The organism is Micrococcus endophyticus, assembly GCF_014205115.1.
Classification (GTDB): Bacteria; Actinomycetota; Actinomycetes; order Actinomycetales; family Micrococcaceae; genus Micrococcus; species Micrococcus endophyticus.
The window spans coordinates 1,100,355-1,118,245 of sequence record NZ_JACHMW010000001.1 but is presented as its reverse complement, the minus strand read 5'-3'; the positions used below and the strand labels follow the sequence as shown (position 1 = coordinate 1,118,245).

Here is a 17,891-nt window from a genome sequence, read left to right as displayed (position 1 = left end):
GGAGTGATCCCACCGTGTCCGAGACCGTGTTCACGCGTCAGCCGCACCTGTCCCCGCTGTCGGAGGAGGAGCGCGTCGAGATCCTGCAGGATCCCGGCTTCGGCAAGGTCTTCACGGACCACATGGTCTCCATCGACTGGACCTGGAGCGAGGACGGCGGCGCCTGGCACGACGCCCGCGTGGAGCCCTACGGCCCGCTCTCCCTGGACCCCTCCGCCTCCGTGCTGCACTACGGCCAGGAGATCTTCGAGGGCCTCAAGGCCTACCGCCACGAGGACGGGTCCGTGTGGACGTTCCGCCCCGAGGCCAACGCCGCGCGCCTGAACCGCTCCGCCCGCCGCCTCGCGCTGCCCGAGCTGCCCGAGGAGATGTTCCTCGGCTCCCTCAAGGCCCAGCTCGAGGCCGACCGCGACTGGGTCCCCACCGGCGCGGGGCAGTCCCTGTACCTGCGCCCGTTCATGTTCGCCACCGAGGCGTTCCTGGGCGTGCGCCCGGCCAAGGAGGTGCGGTACATGGTGATCGCCTCCCCGGCCGGCAACTACTTCGGCGGCGAGCTCAAGCCGGTGACCATCTGGGTCTCCCGCGAGTACGCCCGCGCGGGCCGCGGCGGCATGGGCGCCGCGAAGACCGGCGGCAACTACGCCGCCTCGCTGCTGCCGCAGCTCGAGGCCGCCTCCAAGGGCGCCGACCAGGTCGTGTTCCTGGACCAGTACCACGACGACTCCGTCGAGGAGCTCGGCGGCATGAACGTCTTCTTCGTGTTCGACGACGGCCGCCTCGTCACCCCGGAGCTCACCGGCACGATCCTCGAGGGCGTCACCCGCTCCTCGGTCCTGCAGCTGGGCCGGGACATGGGCCTGACCGTGGAGGAGCGCCGCATCACCCTGGCCGAGTGGGCCGAGGGCGTGCGCTCCGGCGCCATCCGCGAGGTGTTCGCGTGCGGCACCGCCGCCGTCGTCACCCCGATCGGTCGCCTGCTCGACGGCGACGACGTCATCGAGTCCGCCGGCGGCACCGAGGTGACCCTGAAGATCCGCGCCGAGCTCGAGGGCATCCAGACCGGGCGCGTCGAGGACCGCCACGGCTGGCTGCACCGTCTGGTCTGACCCGGCAGGGGCGCCCGCGCCCCGCCCCTCGTCCCCGCCGCCTCTCGTCCCCCGCCTCGCAGCCGGGGGAGCCGTCCTGCAGATGGCCGGCATGAGCGCTCAGATGACGCTCATGCCGGCCATCTGCGCGACGGCTCGACGGGGCACGCTCCGCCACAGGACGTGACCCGCGGAGCGCGGGGGAGAGACGTGAGACACTCTCCCGGTCATTCCTCCCTTCGTGATCGGAGAACCCGTGAGCTCGCATCGCTCCGCCGCGCCCGCCGAGGGCACGGCACCCCGGGACCCCGCCCGGGACGGCGGCCCGGACGGGCTGCCGCCCGTCGAGGCCGCGCAGCGCCCCCGCTGGACGCCCCTGAAGATCGCCGTCTGGGTGGTCGTCGCCCTCGTCGGCGGCGTCGCCTGGACCATGCTCGCCCTGCATCGCGGCGAGTCCATCAACGCGATCTGGTTCGTGTTCGCCGCCGTCGCCACCTTCGCGATCGGCTACCGCTTCTACTCGAAGTACGTGGAGCGCATGATCGTCCGCCCGGACGACACCCGCGCCACCCCCGCCGAGTACCGGGCGGACGGCCGCGACTACGTGGCCACCGACCGCCGCGTCCTCTACGGCCACCACTTCGCCGCCATCGCCGGCGCCGGCCCGCTCGTGGGCCCCGTGCTCGCCGCGCAGATGGGCTACCTGCCCGGCACCATCTGGATCATCGTCGGCGTGATCCTCGCCGGCGCCGTCCAGGACTACCTGGTCCTGTTCTTCTCCATGCGCCGCGGCGGCCGCTCGCTCGGCCAGATGGCCCGCGACGAGCTCGGCCGCATCGGCGGCACCGCCGCGATCGTGGCCACCCTGCTGATCATGGTGATCATCACCGCGATCCTCGCGCTCGTGGTGGTCAACGCCCTGGGCGAGTCCCCGTGGGGCGTGTTCTCCGTGGCCCTGACCATCCCGATCGCGATCTTCATGGGCCTGTACCTGCGCTACCTGCGCCCGGGCCGGATCACCGAGGTCTCGATCATCGGCTTCGTGCTGCTCATGGCCGCCATCATCGGCGGCGGCTGGGTCGCCGAGACCGACTGGGGCGTGGCCCTGTTCACCCTGGACCGCGTGACCATCGCGTGGGGCATCATCATCTACGGCTTCGTGGCCGCCGTGCTGCCCGTGTGGCTGCTGCTCGCGCCCCGCGACTACCTCTCCACCTTCATGAAGATCGGCGTGATCGCCGGCCTCGCCGTGGCCATCGTGATCGTGCAGCCGCAGATCACCGCCCCGGCGATCTCCGAGTTCGCCTCGGGCCAGACCGGTCCGGTGTGGCCGGGCTCCCTGTTCCCGTTCCTGTTCGTGACCATCGCGTGCGGCGCCCTGTCCGGCTTCCACGCGCTGATCGCCTCGGGCACCACCCCGAAGATGGTGGAGAAGGAGCGCCAGACCCGCTTCATCGGCTACGGCGGCATGCTCATGGAGGCCTTCGTTGCGGTCATGGCGCTCGTGGCGGCCGTGTCCATCGACCGCGGCATCTACTTCGCCATGAACGCCCCCGCCGCGCTCACCGGCGGCACCCCCGAGACGGCGGCCGCCTGGGTGATGAGCCTGGGCCTGGCCGGCGTGGACGTCACGCCCGAGCAGCTCACCGCGCTGGCGAACCTCGTGGGCGAGGACACGGTCGTCTCCCGCACGGGTGGCGCCCCGACGCTCGCCGTCGGGCTCTCGATCATCATGGGTCAGCTGATCGGCGGCGAGGCCCTCATGGGCTTCTGGTACCACTTCGCCATCATGTTCGAGGCGCTGTTCATCCTCACCGCCGTGGACGCCGGCACCCGCGTGGCCCGCTTCATGCTCCAGGACTCCCTGGGCAACGTGGTCCCGCGCTTCAAGGACACCGGCTGGCGCGTGGGCGCCTGGGTGTGCACCGGCATCATGGTGGCCGCGTGGGGCGCCGTGCTGATCATGGGCGTGACCGACCCGCTGGGCGGCATCAACACGCTGTTCCCGCTGTTCGGCATCGCCAACCAGCTGCTGGCGGCCATCGCGCTCGCGGTGGTCCTGGCGATCGTGGCCGGCCGCCGGCACTTCCGGGGCCTGTGGATCGTGGCGCTGCCGCTGGGGTTCATCACCGTGGTGACCACGGTGGCGAGCTTCCAGAAGATCTTCTCGTCGGTCCCGGCGGTGGGCTACTGGGCGCAGCACAACGCGTTCAAGGACGCGCTGGCCTCGGGCGCCACGAGCTTCGGCGCCGCGAAGTCCGTGCCGGCGATGGAGGCCGTGGTCCGCAACACCTTCATCCAGGGCACGCTGTCCATCGTGTTCCTCGTGCTGGCGCTCGTGGTCATCACGACGTCGGTGCTCGCCACGATCCGCGCCTTCCGCTCCACTGAGGTCGTCGACCACGCGGATCCGTACGTGCCCTCGCGGCGCTTCGCCCCGGCCGGGCTGATCGCCACGGCCGAGGAGAAGGAGCTGCAGCGGCAGTGGGACGCGCTGCCGGCGGAGCAGCGCCCGGAGCGGGGCCACTGACGTGGCCGCCTCCGGCACCTGCCCGACGCCGGCCGGCGGCTCCGCTGCGGAGCCGGCGGCCGCGCGTCGGGCCGGGGACGGCACCGGTCCGGCGGCCGGGTCGGGCCTGCGTGCGGCGTGGGCGTCCGCGAGGTGGTGGGTGCGCCAGCTGGCGGGGGAGGGCAAGTACGACGCCTACCTCGCCCACCACCGGGCGCAGCACCCCGGCGTGGAGCCGATGAGCGAGCGGGAGTTCTGGCGGGACGAGTACGCCAAGCAGGAGGCGAACCCCGGCAGCCGCTGCTGCTGAGCCGCCGTCCCCGCGCGGGGCCGCGTCGTGCACGCGGTCCCGTCCTGCTCCGAGCTGTCCTGCAGATGGCCGGTGTGAGCGCTCAGGTCGCGCTCATACCGGCCATCTGCGCGACGGCTCGACGCCGGCGGGCCGTCTCGGACGGCTCGACTCAGGCGGGGCCGCCCGGAGTCGCCGGCCCCTCGAGGACGGCGCGCAGCGCGGCCGCCGAGCCCGCCAGGTCCAGTGGGGTCCGCAGGGCGGGGAGGTCGATCGTCACGGCGTCGTCTATGCGCCGCGGGATCACGTGCAGGTGGGTGTGCGGCACGTCCTGGCCGGCCTCCCAGCCCTCCGCGAGGTGCAGGGTCACGCCGGGGGAGACCACGCGGCGCAGCACCGCCGCCACCCGGGCGGCGAGGGCGAAGACCTCCGCCCCCTCCTCGGGCGTCACCTCCGAGAAGGACTCCACGTGCCGACGCGGCACCACGAGCGTGTGGCCGTCGGCGGCCGGGCTCTGGTCCAGGAACGCGAGCGCGAGCGGGCTCTCGGCGACGAGGTGGGCGGGGCCGACGCCGCGGACGACGGCGCAGAACGGGCAGTGGGAGGCCATGCCCGGAGTCTAGGTGTTGTGGGTCATGAGGTTCTTGGCACGGGGGCCGGGCTGAGATGAGACGAGTGGGCCTCTCCCGCAGGATGGAAGTTCCTACACCACCCATCCGCGCAAAGAGACCCACTCATGACTCACGCTCATGCACCCCTGACTCCCACCGGCCGTCTCAGGATGGTCTGACGCCACCTGAACGACGGGATCCCACAAGCGCACGTGGCCGCCGAGTTTCGGGTCGCACGTGCCACGGTGTCCACGTGGGTGGCCCGCTACCGCGCCGAGGGCGAGGCCGGGCTGCTCGACCGGCCCAGCCGTCCGCGCCGTTCACCTGCCCAGCTCGACCCCGAGGTGGTGGCTCAGATCCAGTCCCTGCGCCAGCAGCCGGCCCAGAGGATCACCGCGAGGGGGCCGGGGCACATGGTGCACCTGGACGTGAGGAAGATCGGGCTCATATCTGATGCGGGGACGCCCCGCCGGCCTCACTGGCCCCGGCCCGAGGCAACAACGTCATGCCCTCCTACAACTAGGCTGGTCCCCATGCGCATCGCACGTTTCGTGGACCAGGCCGAGCCGACCTACGGCGTCGTGGAGGGCCCGGCGGACGCCGACCTCTCCGAGCTGACGATCACCGCCCTCCAAGGCGACCCGTTCTTCCACGGCATCCAGCCCACCTCCACCGTCCACCGGCTCGAGGACGTCCGCCTCGTGGCGCCCATCATCCCGCGTTCGAAGATCGTGGGCGTGGGCCGCAACTGGGCCGACCACGCCAAGGAGCTCGGCAACGAGACCCCCGCGTCTCCGCAGTTCTTCCTCAAGCCCAACACCTCCGTGGTGGGGCCGGGCGAGCCGGTCACCCTGCCGTCCTGGTCGGACGAGGTCTCCTACGAGGCCGAGCTCGCCGTGGTGATCGGCACCATCTGCAAGGACGTGCCGGTGAGCCGCGTGGACGACGTCGTGTTCGGGTACACCGTGGGCAACGACCTCACCGCGCGGGACGCCCAGCGCACCGACCTGCAGTGGGCGCGCGCGAAGGGCTTCGACGGCGCCTGCCCGCTCGGCCCGTGGATCGAGACCGAGCTGGACGTGGAGCCGGCCGGCGGCCTGCGCATCACCTCCCGCCTGGACGGGCAGACCCGTCAGGACGGGACCACGGCGGACATGGTCTTCGGCGTGCGCGAGCTCGTGGCCGCCGCGTCCGAGGCGTTCACCCTCCTGCCCGGCGACGTGATCCTCACCGGCACCCCGGCCGGCGTCGGCACGGTGGCCGAGGGCCAGCGCGTGGAGGCCGAGGTGGAGGGCATCGGCGTGCTCGCCACGGTCTTCCGCCGCTGAGCACCGCTCCCGACGACGGCGCCCCGGTCCGCGCGGACCGGGGCGCCGTCGTCGTCCTCGGCGGGCGGCGTCCGGCCCGCGTCCGCGCGTAGACTCGCAGGCACCATGACTGACGCCACCGCTCCCGTGTCCGAGAACGCCCCCGCCCCCTTCGCCGACGTCCCCCAGGTGGACGCCGAGACCCCCGTGCGGGTGCGCTTCTGCCCCTCGCCCACCGGCACCCCGCACGTCGGCCTGATCCGCACCGCCCTGTTCAACTGGGGCTGGGCGCGGCACACCGGCGGGACGCTGGTCTTCCGCATCGAGGACACGGACGCCAAGCGGGACTCCGAGGAGTCCTACCAGCAGCTGCTCGAGGCCATGCGCTGGCTCGGCATCGACTGGGACGAGGGCGTCGAGGTCGGCGGCCCGCACGAGCCCTACCGCCAGTCCCAGCGCGGGGAGATCTACGCGGAGGTCATCGAGAAGCTCAAGGCCGGCGGGCACATCTACCCGTCCTACTCCTCGCCCGAGGAGACCGAGGCGCGCCACCGGGCCGCCGGGCGCGACCCCAAGCTGGGCTACGACGGCTTCGACCGCGACCTCACGGACGAGCAGATCGCCGCGTTCGAGGCCGAGGGCCGCGCGCCCGTGTGGCGCCTGCGCATGCCGGACACGGACATCACCTTCACGGACCTCGTGCGCGGGGAGATCACGTTCAAGGCCGGCACCGTGCCGGACTTCGTGGTGGTGCGCGCGGACGGCTCGCCGCTCTACACGCTGGTCAACCCCGTAGACGACGCCCTCATGGGCATCACCCACGTGCTGCGCGGCGAGGACCTGCTCTCCTCCACCCCCCGCCAGATCGCCCTGTACCGCGCCCTCCACGCGGTCGGCGTGGCCGCGTACATGCCGGTGTTCGGCCACCTGCCCTACGTGATGGGCGAGGGGAACAAGAAGCTGTCCAAGCGCGACCCGCAGGCCAACCTGTTCCTGCACCGCGAGCACGGCTTCATCCGCGAGGGCCTGCTGAACTACCTGGCCCTGCTGGGCTGGTCCCTGTCCGCGGACGAGGACATCTTCACCCCCGAGCAGTTCGTGGAGCACTTCGACGTCCACAAGGTGCTGGCCAACCCCGCCCGCTTCGACGAGAAGAAGGCGATCGCCATCAACGGCTCCCACGTGCGCATGCTGGACGCGGACGACTTCCGGGAGCGCCTCGTGCCCTACCTGCACGCCGCCGGCCTCGTGGACGCCGAGCCCACGGAGCGCGAGCGCGAGATCCTCGCGGCCGCCGCGCCGCTCGTCCAGGAGCGCGTGCAGCTGCTGGGGGAGGCCGTCGAGATGCTCGCCTTCCTCTTCACGGCGGACGCGGACGTGGCCACGGCCGAGGGCGCCCTCAAGGGCATGCCGGCGGACCTTGGCGCCGCCGTCGCCGCGGCCCGGGACGCGCTGGCGGCCCTGCCGGAGGACGGGTTCACCACCGAGCGCATCGAGGAGGCGCTGCGCGCCGCGCTCATCGACGGGCTGGGCCTCAAGCCCCGCCAGGCCTTCGGCCCGGTGCGCGTGGCCGTGACCGGCCGCAAGGTCTCCCCGCCGCTGTTCGAGTCCCTCGAGATCCTCGGGCGCGACTCCGCCCTGGCGCGCCTGGACCGGTTCGCCGCCGAGCAGGGCCTGGACCAGGTTCTGCCCACGGACGCGTGAGCGGGGCCCCCGTGACCGGGCAGGCCACGACGACGGCGGCCGGCGGGTCGCCGTCGTCGCCCGCCCCGGCGCCCCCGGAGTGGGACGCGGTGCTGTTCGACCTGGACGACACCCTCCTGGACCTGCGCGCCGCCCAGCACGCCGCGTTCGACGCGACCGTGCGCCGGCAGTGGGCCGGGGCGGCCGACGTGGCCCCGGCGCGGATGGCCGAGGCCACGGAGGCCTTCGCCTCCGACGCCGCCGGGCACTACGAGCGCTACGTGGCCGGCGAGCTGACCTTCGAGCAGCAGCGCCTGGCCCGCGCCGCGGATGCCCTGCGCGCCCTCGGCGCCCCCGAGGAGTCGGCCACCCCGCTCGGGGCCCTGTGGACCGCGGACTACGAGGAGGTGGTCCGCGGGCACTGGGCCCTGTTCCCGGCCACTGCCGAGGTCCTGGCCCAGGTGCGCTCGTCCGGCCGGGGCGTGGGGATCGTGACCAACAACGTGGAGGCCTACCAGCGCGCCAAGGCGGACGCGCTGGGGCTGGAGTGGGTGGACGTGCTGATCGGCTCGGACACGGCGGGGGCGCCCAAGCCGGATCCGGCGCCGTTCCTCGCCGGCTGCGCCCGCCTGGGCGCGGAGCCGGGCCGGACCCTCATGGTGGGGGACAGCCTGACCCACGACGTCGCCGGCGCCCGCGCCGCGGGGCTCGTGCCCGTGTGGATGAGCCCGGCCGCGCCCGCCCGCGGGGCGGCCGAGGACCCGGTGTGGGACCCCGAGCGCGGGTGCTGGCGGCTGCGCGCGATCGGCGGCCTGCGGGCCTGGCTGCGGCGCTGATCGGCCGATTTTGCACGGGCCGCGATGAGGGTGTAGAGTTCTTTCTCGTTGCCGGAGAGATCCGGGAACACCGAGCTCATGAATATGACGCACTTCGGTCAGTAAGACTTGACCGGCAGTGGGGTATGGTGTAATTGGCAACACAACGGTTTCTGGTACCGTCATTCTAGGTTCGAGTCCTGGTACCCCAGCGAGTCCCTCGGACTCATGTGCATGCGAACGAGCGGAGACGCTCGCACGTGGCGCACGGCCCCATCGTATAGCGGCCTAGTACGCCGCCCTCTCACGGCGGTAACGCGGGTTCAAATCCCGCTGGGGTCACGCAGTCGCCGCGCCCGCTTCCTCGTGGAGCGGAGCGGCGCAGGACGGATGCTCGCATCCGTCGCCTGAACAGGAGACGCAGGCAGGCAGGAAAGGTCTCCACCTGTGCCCTCCGCGCTCGCGCGGACGGCGCGTACGGCCCCATCGTATAGCGGCCTAGTACGCCGCCCTCTCACGGCGGTAACGCGGGTTCAAATCCCGCTGGGGTCACCACTGGTGACAGGAAGCCCGGTCCATGCGGACCGGGCTTCCGTTGTCTCCGGGGCCGCTCCGCCGTCGGGAGCGCGCCGGCCGGACCGTCCGCGGACGGGCCCTCCGTGAGACGATGGCCCACGTGCCACACACGGATCAGACCCACCCGGACCTCGGCGTCGACACGGCCGTGCGCCGCGTGCGCGATCACCTCGCCGCGCTGGAGCTGCCCTTCGAGACCGCCACGGCGGGGGAGGACCGCGCCGAGCGGGAGCGGACCCTCCACCAGATCGAGGACTACGTGCTGCCGCGCCTCGACTCGCTCGACGCGCCGCTGCTCGCGGTGGTCGGCGGCTCGACCGGCGCCGGCAAGTCGACCCTCGTGAACGCCCTGGTGGGCCACGAGGTCTCGCGCTCCTCCGCGCTGCGCCCCACCACGCGCCAGCCGCTGCTCCTGCACAACCCCGCGGACGCCCACTGGTTCACGGGCCCGCGCGTGCTCCCGGACCTCGCCCGCGTCACCGTGCACCGCGACGCGTCGGCCGGGCCCGTGGAGCCGGACCAGTCCGCCATGGACACCGTGGCCCTCGTGGCCGAGCCGGCCCTGCCCGCGGGCATCGCGCTCGTGGACGCGCCGGACATCGACTCGGTGGCGGACCAGAACCGCGCGCTCGCCCGGCAGCTCCTCGAGGCCGCGGACCTGTGGATCTTCACGACGACGGCGCACCGCTACGCCGACGCCGTCCCGTGGCAGCTGCTGGACCAGGCCGCCGCACGGGACATCACGGTGGCCGTGGTGCTGGGGCGCGTGCCCGAGGGCGCCGCCGCGGACATCACCCCGGACCTGCAGCGCATGCTCACCGAGCGCGGCCTCGGCGACGCGCGGATCCACGTGATCCCGGAGACCCGCTTCGACGAGCGCGGCCTGCTCCCGGCCGAGCACGTCGAGGGCCTGCGCACCTGGCTCGAGACGCTCGCCGCGGACGCCCAGGCGCGCGGCGCCGTCGCCCGGCGCACCGTGGACGGGGTGCTCGGCCAGCTGGCCGCCCGCGTGGCGGAACTGGCCCGCGCCGAGGAGGACCAGCGCCACGCCGCGGACCTGCTCGCCCGCGTGGTGGGGGACTCCACGCAGCAGGCCGTGGACCGGGTCCACGAGGCCACCTCGGACGGCACCCTGCTGCGCGGCGAGGTGCTCGCCCGCTGGCAGGACTTCGTGGGCACCGGCGAGTTCTTCCGGGGCGTGGAGACCGCGATCGGCCGCGTGCGCGACCGCCTCGGCGCGCTCGTGCGCGGGCGCCCCGCCCCGGCGGAGGAGGTCGAGACGGCCCTCGAGACCGGCCTGCACGCCGTGATGGTGGAGGCCGCCGCGGCCGCCGCCGAGCAGATCGAGCGCCGCTGGGCCGCCGAGCCCGCCGGCCGGGCCCTCGTGGCCGGCCGCGACCTGGGCTCCCTGCCGGCGGACACCTCCGAGCGCGCCGCCGCGGTGGTGCGCGACTGGCAGTCGGACGTGCTGGCCCTCATCCAGGAGGAGGGCGCCGGCAAGCGCACCCGCGCCCGCCTGGCCGCCACGGGCGTCAACGGCGCCGCGGTGGCGCTCATGGTCATCTCGTTCGCCTCCACGGGCGGGCTCGTGGGCCTCGAGATCGGCATCGCCGGCGGCGCGGCCGTGGTCGGCCAGAAGCTGCTCGAGTCGATCTTCGGCGAGGACGCGGTGCGCCGCATGGCCAGGCGCGCCAACGAGCTGCTCGAGCGCCGGGTCCGCTCGCTGCTCGAGACCGTCCTGGCCGACCGTTTCCTCCCGCTGCTGCGCCTGGACCGCGAGCCGCAGGCCACCGAGGAGCTGCGCGCCCTCGTCCCCGTGCTGCGCCGCGGCGTGGACGCCGGCCTCGACGGGCCGGGCGGTCCGGCCTCCGAGGCGCCGGCCCGCCGCGACGACGTCGCCCCGGCGGACGCCGCCGCCGCGGCCGCGGCCCTGGACGCCGCCGACACCGACACCGATGCCGACACCGACGCTCCGGCCCGCCCGGAGGCCGGGGAGCACGAGGAGGGCACCCGATGAGCCGCCGCGACGCCCCCTCGCTCGCCGCCCGCCTCGAGGCCCTCGGCACCGCCGCCGACCTGGGCCGGGACCGCCTGCCCGAGGCCGTGGTGGCCGACGCCGACGCCACCGTCCGCGCCGCGGGCGAGCGCCAGGCCCTCTCGGCCGAGCACACCGTGGTGGGCTTCTTCGGCGCCACCGGCTCCGGCAAGTCCTCCCTCTTCAACGCGCTCACCGGGCGGGACCTGGCCCGCGTGGCAGCCACCCGCCCCACCACGTCCGAGCCGCTCGCCGCGGTGTGGGGCGTGGGCCGCGGCCAGGGCCTGGACGCCGGCGCGGACGGCGACGGCACGGGCGAGGGCGGCGGCGCCGCCGCCCTGCTGGACTGGCTCGGCGTCCGCCGTCGCCACCTGCTGGACGAGGCGCCCGTCCTGGACGACGGCCGGCCCGGCTTCCTCGGCCTGGGCCACCGCGAGGGCGCGGACGCCACGGGCCTGATCCTGCTGGACCTGCCGGACATCGACTCGGTGGAGCTGTCCAACCGGGAGATCACGTCCCGCCTGGCCGGGCACGTGGACGTGCTCGTGTGGGTGGTGGACCCGGAGAAGTACGCGGACGCCGTGCTCCACCGCGAGTTCCTGGCCACCATGGGCTCGCACGCCGCCGTGACCCTCGTGCTGCTCAACCAGGTGGATCGCCTGTCCGTGCGGGACCGGGACACCGTCCTGGCCTCCCTGCGCCGCATGCTCTCGGGCCACGGCCTCGGGGACGTGCGCGTCCTGCCGGTCTCCGCCCGCACCGGCGAGGGCCTCGAGGAGGTCGGTCGGCAGATCGCCGCCATCGTCGAGCGCCGCGGGGCCGCGGCGGAGCGCCTGGGCGCCGACGTCGCCGCCCGCGCCCGGGACCTCGACGCCGCCTCCGGCGAGGGCGAGCCGGCCGGCGTCGGACCGGGGGACGAGCAGCGCCTCGGGCGCGACCTGGCCACCGCCGGCGGCGTGCCCGCCGTGGTGCGCGCCGTGGAGGGCTCCTACCGCCTGCGCTCGGCCAAGCAGACCAGCTGGCCCGTGCTGCGCTGGATGCACTCCTTCCGCGCGGACCCCCTGCGCCGGCTGCACCTGATGCCCGACCGCCCGGCCGCCCGCCGCGACCGGGACGAGGTCGGCCGCGACCCCGCCCTGCACCGCACCTCGCTCCCTGAGCGCACGGGCACGCAGAAGGCCGTGGTGGACGGCGCCGTCCGCACCCTCGTCACCGCGGCCGCGGCCGGGGCCCCCGAGCCGTGGGCCGCCTCCGTGCGCCGCGCCGGACGCGCCCACGCCGAGCAGGTGCCGGACGCCGTGGACCAGGCGATCGCCGCCACCGACCTCGGGGCGGGCCGCGGCAGCTGGTGGCACCCCGTGCTCAACGTCCTGCAGTGGCTCGCCCTGCTCACCGCGGTCGTGGGCGCCGGCTGGCTGGGCGTGCTCGCGCTCGCGGCCTACCTGCAGTTCCCGCTGCCGCCGGCCCCGGTGGTCGAGGGCTTCCCCATCCCCACCCTGCTGCTCGTCGGCGGCCTCGCCCTCGGCGTCCTGCTGGCCCTGCTGGCGATCCCGCTGACCCGCATCACGGCGGCCTCGCGCGGGCGCCGGGCCCGCCGGCGCCTCGAGGAGGGGACCACCGACGTCGGACGCCGGCTCGTGGTGGACCCGGTGCGCGCGGAGGTGGACCGGTTCCACGCGTTCCGCGACGCCGTGGCCCGCGCCGCCGGCGCCACGGCCCGCCGCGGGCGCCGGTGACCCCGGCGGGCGGGCGGCCCTCCGACGGGAGGACCGTCGGCGAGGTGACCGAGGCGCAGCTGCTGCGCGTGGTCCTGGACGGGCTGGCCCCGGCCGTGCGGCCCGGGCACTGGCCGCCCGGCACCGTGGCCCCGGGCGACGACGCCGCCCTCGTCCCCGCCCCGCGCGGCGGCACGCTCGTCTCCACGGACGCGATGGGCGAGGGCACGGACTTCCTGCACCGCTGGCCCGCCGGCGTGCGCACCCGCGGCCACGACGCCGGCTGGAAGGCCGTCGCGCAGAACCTCTCCGACGTCAACGCGATGGGCGGCACCGCCTCCGCGCTCGTCACCGCCCTCACTCTGCCCCCGACGACGCCCCTGGCCTGGGTGCGCTCCTTCGCCGCGGGCGTGGTGGGCGCCGTCGACCGGCTCGGCGCCCCGGGATGCCGGGTGGCCGGCGGGGACCTGGGCACGGGGGAGCGCGTCCACGCCGCCGTGACCGTGCTCGGCGACCCCCACCCGGCCGGCGTGCTGTGCCGGGCGCCCGCCCCGGCGGCGCGGGAGCGCGTGCTCGCCGAGGGCGCCGACCTCGTGCACGCCCAGGACGCCCCGGGCTCATCCGGCGCCGCCCGATCCGGTGCCCTCCGTCCCAGCGCCGCCCGGCCCGGCCCCGGCTGGGCCGCCGCCGGGCTGGCCCTGCTGCTCACGGACCGGGACGAGCTCGCCCGCCGCGCCGCGGCCCTGCCCCCGGAGGACCGGCCGGGCGCCCGCGACCTCGCGCGCGCCGTCCGCGCCCAGCTGCGTCCGCGCCCGCCGCTGGCGCTGGGCCCGGCCGCCGTCGAGGCCGGGATCCTCACCCTGATGGACGTCTCCGACGGCCTCGGCCGGGACGCGCACCGGATGGCCGCCGCCACCGGGGCCGCCGCCTCGGCCGAGGCCCCGCCGCCCGTCCCGTGGATCGACGCGGCGTGGCTGGCCGAGGCCGCCGCGCCGCTGCGGGGCGTGGCTGCGCTCGCGGGCGTGTCCGCCGAGTCGCTCGTGACCGGCGGGGGCGAGGACTACGGACTGCTCGGGCTGGCGTGGCCGGAGACCGTGCTGCCGGCCGGGTTCGTCCGCATCGGCCGGCTCGAACCCGCCGGCGCCCCGGCGCCCGCCGGGCACCGGGAGCTGCCCGAGGCCGGCTGGGACCCCTTCGGCGGCTGAGCCCGCCGCGGCCTCAGGCGCCGAGTGCGGCGGGGTCGAAGCGGTGGCCCAGGCCCACCACGGTCCAGCCGTGCTCGGCCCACGCCGCCACGTCCAGGACGTTGCGCCCGTCGATGAGCAGCCGCGCGTCCACCAGCGCGCCGACCGCCGCGGGGTCCATCTCGCGGAACGCCTGCCACTCGGTCAGCAGCAGGGTGAGCTCCGCGCCCTCGACCGCCTCCTCGAGGGAGTCCACGTAGTCCAGGCGGGGGAAGCGGGCGGCGGCGTTCGCGTTGCCCTCCGGGTCGTGCACGCGCACGTCCGCACCGGCCGTGTAGAGCCGGTTGGCCACGTCGAGGGCGGGGGAGTCGCGCACGTCGTCCGAGTCGGGCTTGAAGGTCACCCCGAGCACGGCGATCCGCGCGCCCCGGAGCACCTCCACGCCGGACCCCGTCGTCTTGCCCCCGTACGCCGCGGCCTCGCCCCGGCCGGCGTCGCGCGCCGCGGAGAGCACCTGGACGGCCAGGTCCACCACGCGGTCGCGGCGGCGCAGGTTGATGTCGTCCACCTCGGCCAGGAAGCGCATCGTGCGGTCCAGGCCCAGCTCGGAGACGCGCGCCTGCAGCGCGCGGATGTCCTTGGGCAGGCAGCCGCCGCCGAAGCCCACGCCGGCATTGAGGAACCGGCGCCCGATCCGCGCGTCGTGCCCGATCGCGTCCGCGAGCGTGCCGATGTCCCCGCCCACGGCCTCCGTGATCTCGGAGAACGCGTTGATGAAGGAGATCTTCGTGGCCAGGAACGCGTTGGCCGCCACCTTGACCAGCTCCGCCGTCTCCAGGTCCGTGCTGATCCACGGCGTGTCCGCCGCGAGCTGGCGGGCGTAGACGCGGCGCAGCACCGGCTCGGCGCGCGTGCCGTCCGTGCCGATCACCAGGCGGTCCGGGGTCAGCGTGTCCTTCACGGCGAAGCCCTCGCGCAGGAACTCGGGGTTCCAGGCCAGCTCCACCTCGCCCGGCAGCCCGGCCTCGGCCCGCACCCGCCGCACCATCGCGGCGAGGCGGCGGGCCGTGCCCACGGGCACCGTGGACTTGCCCACGATCAGGGCGTCCCGGTCGATCGCGGCGGCCAGGGAGGCGAGGGCGGCGTCCACGTACCGCAGGTCCGCGCCGGACTCGCCCACCTTCTGCGGCGTGCCGACGCCGACGAAGTGCACGTCCGCCCAGCGGGCGGCCTCGGCCACGTCCGTGGTGAAGCGCAGGCGGCCGCTCTCCACGTGGGTCCGCAGCAGCTCCGGCAGGCCGGGCTCGTGGAAGGGGACCTCGCCGCGGGAGAGCCGGGCGATCTTCTCCGGGTCCACGTCCACGCCGAGCACCTCGAAGCCCAGCTCGGACATGCAGGCGGCGTGCGTGGCGCCCAGGTAGCCGGTGCCGATCACGGACAGCCGCGGGGCGCGGTCCTGCTCGGCGGGGGCGGCGGGCGCGCTCGGGTGGGTCACTGCGGGCTCCTTCGGCGTGGCGTGCGGGGACGGCCCCGACGCTAGGCCCCGCGGATGAACGACGGAAGAACGGGGCGCCACCGCGGTGCGACCCCGCGGTGGCGCCCCGGGCGCGCGGCGCGGCCTCAGGCCTCGCCGGCGCGGATCAGCTCGGTGAGGCGGGTGGCGGCGGCGACGACGGCGTCCGCGTGGTTGCGGCCGGGCTGGCGGGAAAGCCGCTCGAGCGGGCCGGAGATGGACACGGCCGCGATGACCCGGCCGCTGGGCCCGCGCACGGGTGCGGACACGGAGGCGACGCCGGGCTCGCGCTCGGCGAGCGACTGGGCCCAGCCCCGGCGCCGCACGGCCGCCAGCACGGTGGGGGTGAACACGGCGCCGGCGAGCCCCTCCACGAGGCGCTCGTGGTCCTCCCAGGCCAGTAGGACCTGGGCGGCGGAGCCGGCCTTCATGGACATGCGGGCGCCCACGGGGATGGTGTCGCGCAGGCCCCAGGGCCGCTCGGCGCTGGCCACGCAGACGCGGGAGTCGGCCTGGCGGCGGAATACCTGGGCGCTCTCCCCGGTGGCGTCGCGCAGCCAGAGCAGGACGGGGCCGGAGGCGGTGGTGAGGCGGTCCTCGCCGGCGGCGGAGGCGAGCTCGGCCAGCCGGGTGCCGAGCACGTAGCGGCCCTGCAGGTCCTTGCCCACGAGGCGGTGGTGCGTGAGCGCCGCGGCGAGCCGGTGCAGCGTGGGCCGGGCGATCCCGGTGGCGGTCACGAGCTGGGCGAGGGTGGCGGGGCCGGACTCGAGCGCGTCGAGGATGGCCACGGACTTGTCCACGACGCCGACCCCGCTGGGGTGGCGGTGGAGGGAGGGGCCGAGGACGTCGTCGTCGGCCTGCGCGCGGGCGGGCTCAGCGGTCATGCCGTGATCCTAGTCGTCTCACGGTCCGGACGGACCGGGGGAACGGGCCGCGTGACGCGGGAGCGTCCCCCGCCGTCACGTGTCCGATCTGTGAGACGCGATCTCATACTCTGGGACAATCGGGGTCGTAGTCGAGATCCGCCCGGCGCCGATCCAGAGTGGGGGACGAGATCCCCGGCGCCGCGCGCCGGGCGAGGACCCACAGGTGCGTGAGCAGGAAGGTGCGGCACATGACGAGCGAGACGACGCGGCCGAGGACGCTGGCCGAGAAGGTCTGGGACGAGCACGTGGTGGTGCACGGCGAGGGCGAGGGCTCCTCCCGCACCCCCGACCTGCTCTACATCGACCTGCACCTCGTCCACGAGGTGACCAGCCCCCAGGCCTTCGAGGGCCTGCGCCTGGCCGGCCGCCCCGTGCGCCGCCCGGACCTGACGATCGCCACGGAGGACCACAACACCCCCACGCTGGAGATCGACAAGCCGATCGCGGACCCCACCTCCCGCACCCAGATCGAGACCCTGCGCGCCAACGCCGCGGAGTTCGGCGTCCGCCTGCACCCGCTCGGCGACGCCGAGCAGGGCATCGTCCACGTGGTCGGCCCCCAGCTGGGCCTCACCCAGCCCGGGCTGACCGTGGTCTGCGGCGACTCGCACACCTCCACCCACGGCGCGTTCGGCGCCCTGGCCTTCGGCATCGGCACCTCCGAGGTGGAGCACGTGCTCGCCACCCAGACGCTGCCCCTGAAGCCCTTCAAGACCATGGCGATCACCGTGGACGGCACCCTGCGCCCGGGCGTCACCGCCAAGGACGTCATCCTGGCCGTGATCGCGAAGATCGGCACCGGCGGCGGCCAGGGCTTCGTCCTGGAGTACCGCGGCGAGGCCATCCGCAGCCTCTCCATGGAAGGCCGGATGACCATCTGCAACATGTCCATCGAGGCTGGCGCCCGCGCAGGCATGGTCGCCCCGGACGAGACCACGTTCGCCTACCTCAAGGGCCGCCCGCACGCGCCCGAGGGCGCCGACTGGGACGCCGCCGTCGAGCACTGGCGGACCCTGGCCACGGACGAGGGCGCCGAGTTCGACGCCGAGGTGGTCATCGACGCGGACGAGCTCGAGCCGTTCGTCACGTGGGGCACCAACCCCGGCCAGGGCGTGAGCCTGAACGGCGCGGTGCCCGCGCCCGAGGACTTCGACGACCCCGTGGCCCAGGAGTCCGCCCGCAAGGCGCTGGGCTACATGGACCTCACCCCCGGCACCCCCATGAAGGAGGTGGCGGTGGACACCGTGTTCATGGGCTCGTGCACCAACTCCCGCATCGAGGACCTCCGCGCCTTCGCCGAGGTCGTCAAGGGCCGGAAGAAGGCCGAGGGGCTGCGCGTCATGGTGGTGCCCGGCTCAGCCCGCGTGCGCCTGCAGGCCATGGACGAAGGCCTCGACCGGGTGTTCGAGGACTTCGGGGCGGAGTGGCGCTTCGCCGGCTGCTCCATGTGCCTGGGCATGAACCCGGACCAGCTCGCCCCCGGCGAGCGCTGCGCGTCCACGTCCAACCGCAACTTCGAGGGCCGCCAGGGCAAGGGCGGGCGCACCCACCTGGTCTCCCCGGTGGTGGCCGCCGCCACCGCCGTGCTGGGCCGCCTGGCCAGCCCGTCCGACCTGCCCGCCCTCACCCCCCAGGAGGCCTGA

The 17,891-nt window shown here is 74.9% G+C and carries 13 protein-coding genes, 3 tRNA genes and 1 pseudogene; 14 read left to right on the top strand and 3 right to left on the bottom strand.

What is annotated here, in order from left to right; all coding sequences use genetic code 11:
* The first annotated feature begins 14 nt into the window (after nt 1-14).
* The 3 genes from HDA33_RS05080 (at nt 15) to HDA33_RS12995 (ending at nt 3,904) form a co-directional block, all read left to right on the top strand.
* A complete protein-coding gene (locus HDA33_RS05080) occupies nt 15-1,106 on the top strand; it encodes a branched-chain amino acid aminotransferase (RefSeq protein WP_184171560.1) in 1,092 nt (363 codons plus the stop codon).
* A gap of 235 nt (nt 1,107-1,341) precedes the next feature.
* A complete protein-coding gene (locus tag HDA33_RS05075) occupies nt 1,342-3,615 on the top strand; it encodes a carbon starvation CstA family protein (protein ID WP_184171558.1) in 2,274 nt (757 codons plus the stop codon).
* Between the two features lies 1 nt (nt 3,616).
* Nucleotides 3,617-3,904 carry a YbdD/YjiX family protein gene (locus HDA33_RS12995; RefSeq protein WP_248193045.1) on the top strand — a complete coding sequence of 96 codons (288 nt, stop codon included), beginning with the start codon at nt 3,617-3,619 and terminating at the stop codon, nt 3,902-3,904.
* Nucleotides 3,905-4,055: 151 nt separating this feature from the next.
* Here the strand turns inward: HDA33_RS12995 and HDA33_RS05065 are convergent, their stop codons facing one another.
* Nucleotides 4,056-4,493 carry an HIT family protein gene (locus HDA33_RS05065; RefSeq protein ID WP_184171556.1) on the bottom strand — a complete coding sequence of 146 codons (438 nt, stop codon included), beginning with the start codon at nt 4,491-4,493 and terminating at the stop codon, nt 4,056-4,058.
* A gap of 186 nt (nt 4,494-4,679) precedes the next feature.
* Between HDA33_RS05065 and HDA33_RS05060 the strand changes: the two are divergent.
* The 10 genes and pseudogenes from HDA33_RS05060 to HDA33_RS05015 form a co-directional block, all read left to right on the top strand.
* Nucleotides 4,680-4,955, top strand: a pseudogene (locus tag HDA33_RS05060) (helix-turn-helix domain-containing protein); the annotation flags it as partial.
* A 72-nt stretch (nt 4,956-5,027) separates the two neighbouring features.
* Nucleotides 5,028-5,822 carry a fumarylacetoacetate hydrolase family protein gene (locus tag HDA33_RS05055; protein ID WP_158494823.1) on the top strand — a complete coding sequence of 265 codons (795 nt, stop codon included), beginning with the start codon at nt 5,028-5,030 and terminating at the stop codon, nt 5,820-5,822.
* Nucleotides 5,823-5,927: 105 nt separating this feature from the next.
* Nucleotides 5,928-7,505, top strand: coding sequence for a glutamate--tRNA ligase (gltX, locus tag HDA33_RS05050; RefSeq protein WP_184171554.1), 1,578 nt, complete (start codon nt 5,928-5,930; stop codon nt 7,503-7,505).
* Nucleotides 7,502-8,320, top strand: coding sequence for an HAD family hydrolase (locus HDA33_RS05045; protein WP_338104261.1), 819 nt, complete (start codon nt 7,502-7,504; stop codon nt 8,318-8,320). The genes gltX and HDA33_RS05045 overlap by 4 nt, the downstream gene beginning before the upstream one ends.
* A gap of 119 nt (nt 8,321-8,439) precedes the next feature.
* Nucleotides 8,440-8,511 (top strand) — tRNA-Gln (locus tag HDA33_RS05040).
* Nucleotides 8,512-8,568: 57 nt separating this feature from the next.
* A tRNA-Glu gene (locus tag HDA33_RS05035) sits at nt 8,569-8,641 on the top strand.
* Between the two features lie 137 nt (nt 8,642-8,778).
* Nucleotides 8,779-8,854: transfer RNA gene (locus tag HDA33_RS05030), tRNA-Glu, on the top strand.
* Between the two features lie 121 nt (nt 8,855-8,975).
* Nucleotides 8,976-10,892, top strand: a complete 1,917-nt coding sequence (locus tag HDA33_RS05025) for a dynamin family protein (RefSeq protein ID WP_184171552.1) — start codon at nt 8,976-8,978, stop codon at nt 10,890-10,892.
* Nucleotides 10,889-12,646 carry a GTPase gene (locus tag HDA33_RS05020; RefSeq protein ID WP_184171550.1) on the top strand — a complete coding sequence of 586 codons (1,758 nt, stop codon included), beginning with the start codon at nt 10,889-10,891 and terminating at the stop codon, nt 12,644-12,646. Before HDA33_RS05025 ends, HDA33_RS05020 begins: the two co-directional genes overlap by 4 nt.
* A 44-nt stretch (nt 12,647-12,690) precedes the next feature.
* Nucleotides 12,691-13,830, top strand: coding sequence for an AIR synthase related protein (locus HDA33_RS05015; RefSeq protein WP_184171548.1), 1,140 nt, complete (start codon nt 12,691-12,693; stop codon nt 13,828-13,830).
* A gap of 13 nt (nt 13,831-13,843) precedes the next feature.
* Here the strand turns inward: HDA33_RS05015 and HDA33_RS05010 are convergent, their stop codons facing one another.
* Both HDA33_RS05010 and HDA33_RS05005 read right to left on the bottom strand, forming a co-directional pair.
* The gene (locus tag HDA33_RS05010; RefSeq protein ID WP_184171546.1) at nt 13,844-15,304 is read right to left on the bottom strand and encodes a nucleotide sugar dehydrogenase; all 1,461 of its coding nucleotides are present in this window, start codon (nt 15,302-15,304) and stop codon (nt 13,844-13,846) included.
* A 125-nt stretch (nt 15,305-15,429) separates the two neighbouring features.
* Complete coding sequence (locus tag HDA33_RS05005; protein ID WP_017489232.1) at nt 15,430-16,206, bottom strand: IclR family transcriptional regulator; 777 nt, start codon at nt 16,204-16,206, stop codon at nt 15,430-15,432.
* Nucleotides 16,207-16,436: 230 nt separating this feature from the next.
* Here HDA33_RS05005 and leuC point away from each other — a divergent pair, with 230 nt between their 5' ends.
* Nucleotides 16,437-17,891 carry a 3-isopropylmalate dehydratase large subunit gene (gene leuC, locus HDA33_RS05000; RefSeq protein WP_184171544.1) on the top strand — a complete coding sequence of 485 codons (1,455 nt, stop codon included), beginning with the start codon at nt 16,437-16,439 and terminating at the stop codon, nt 17,889-17,891.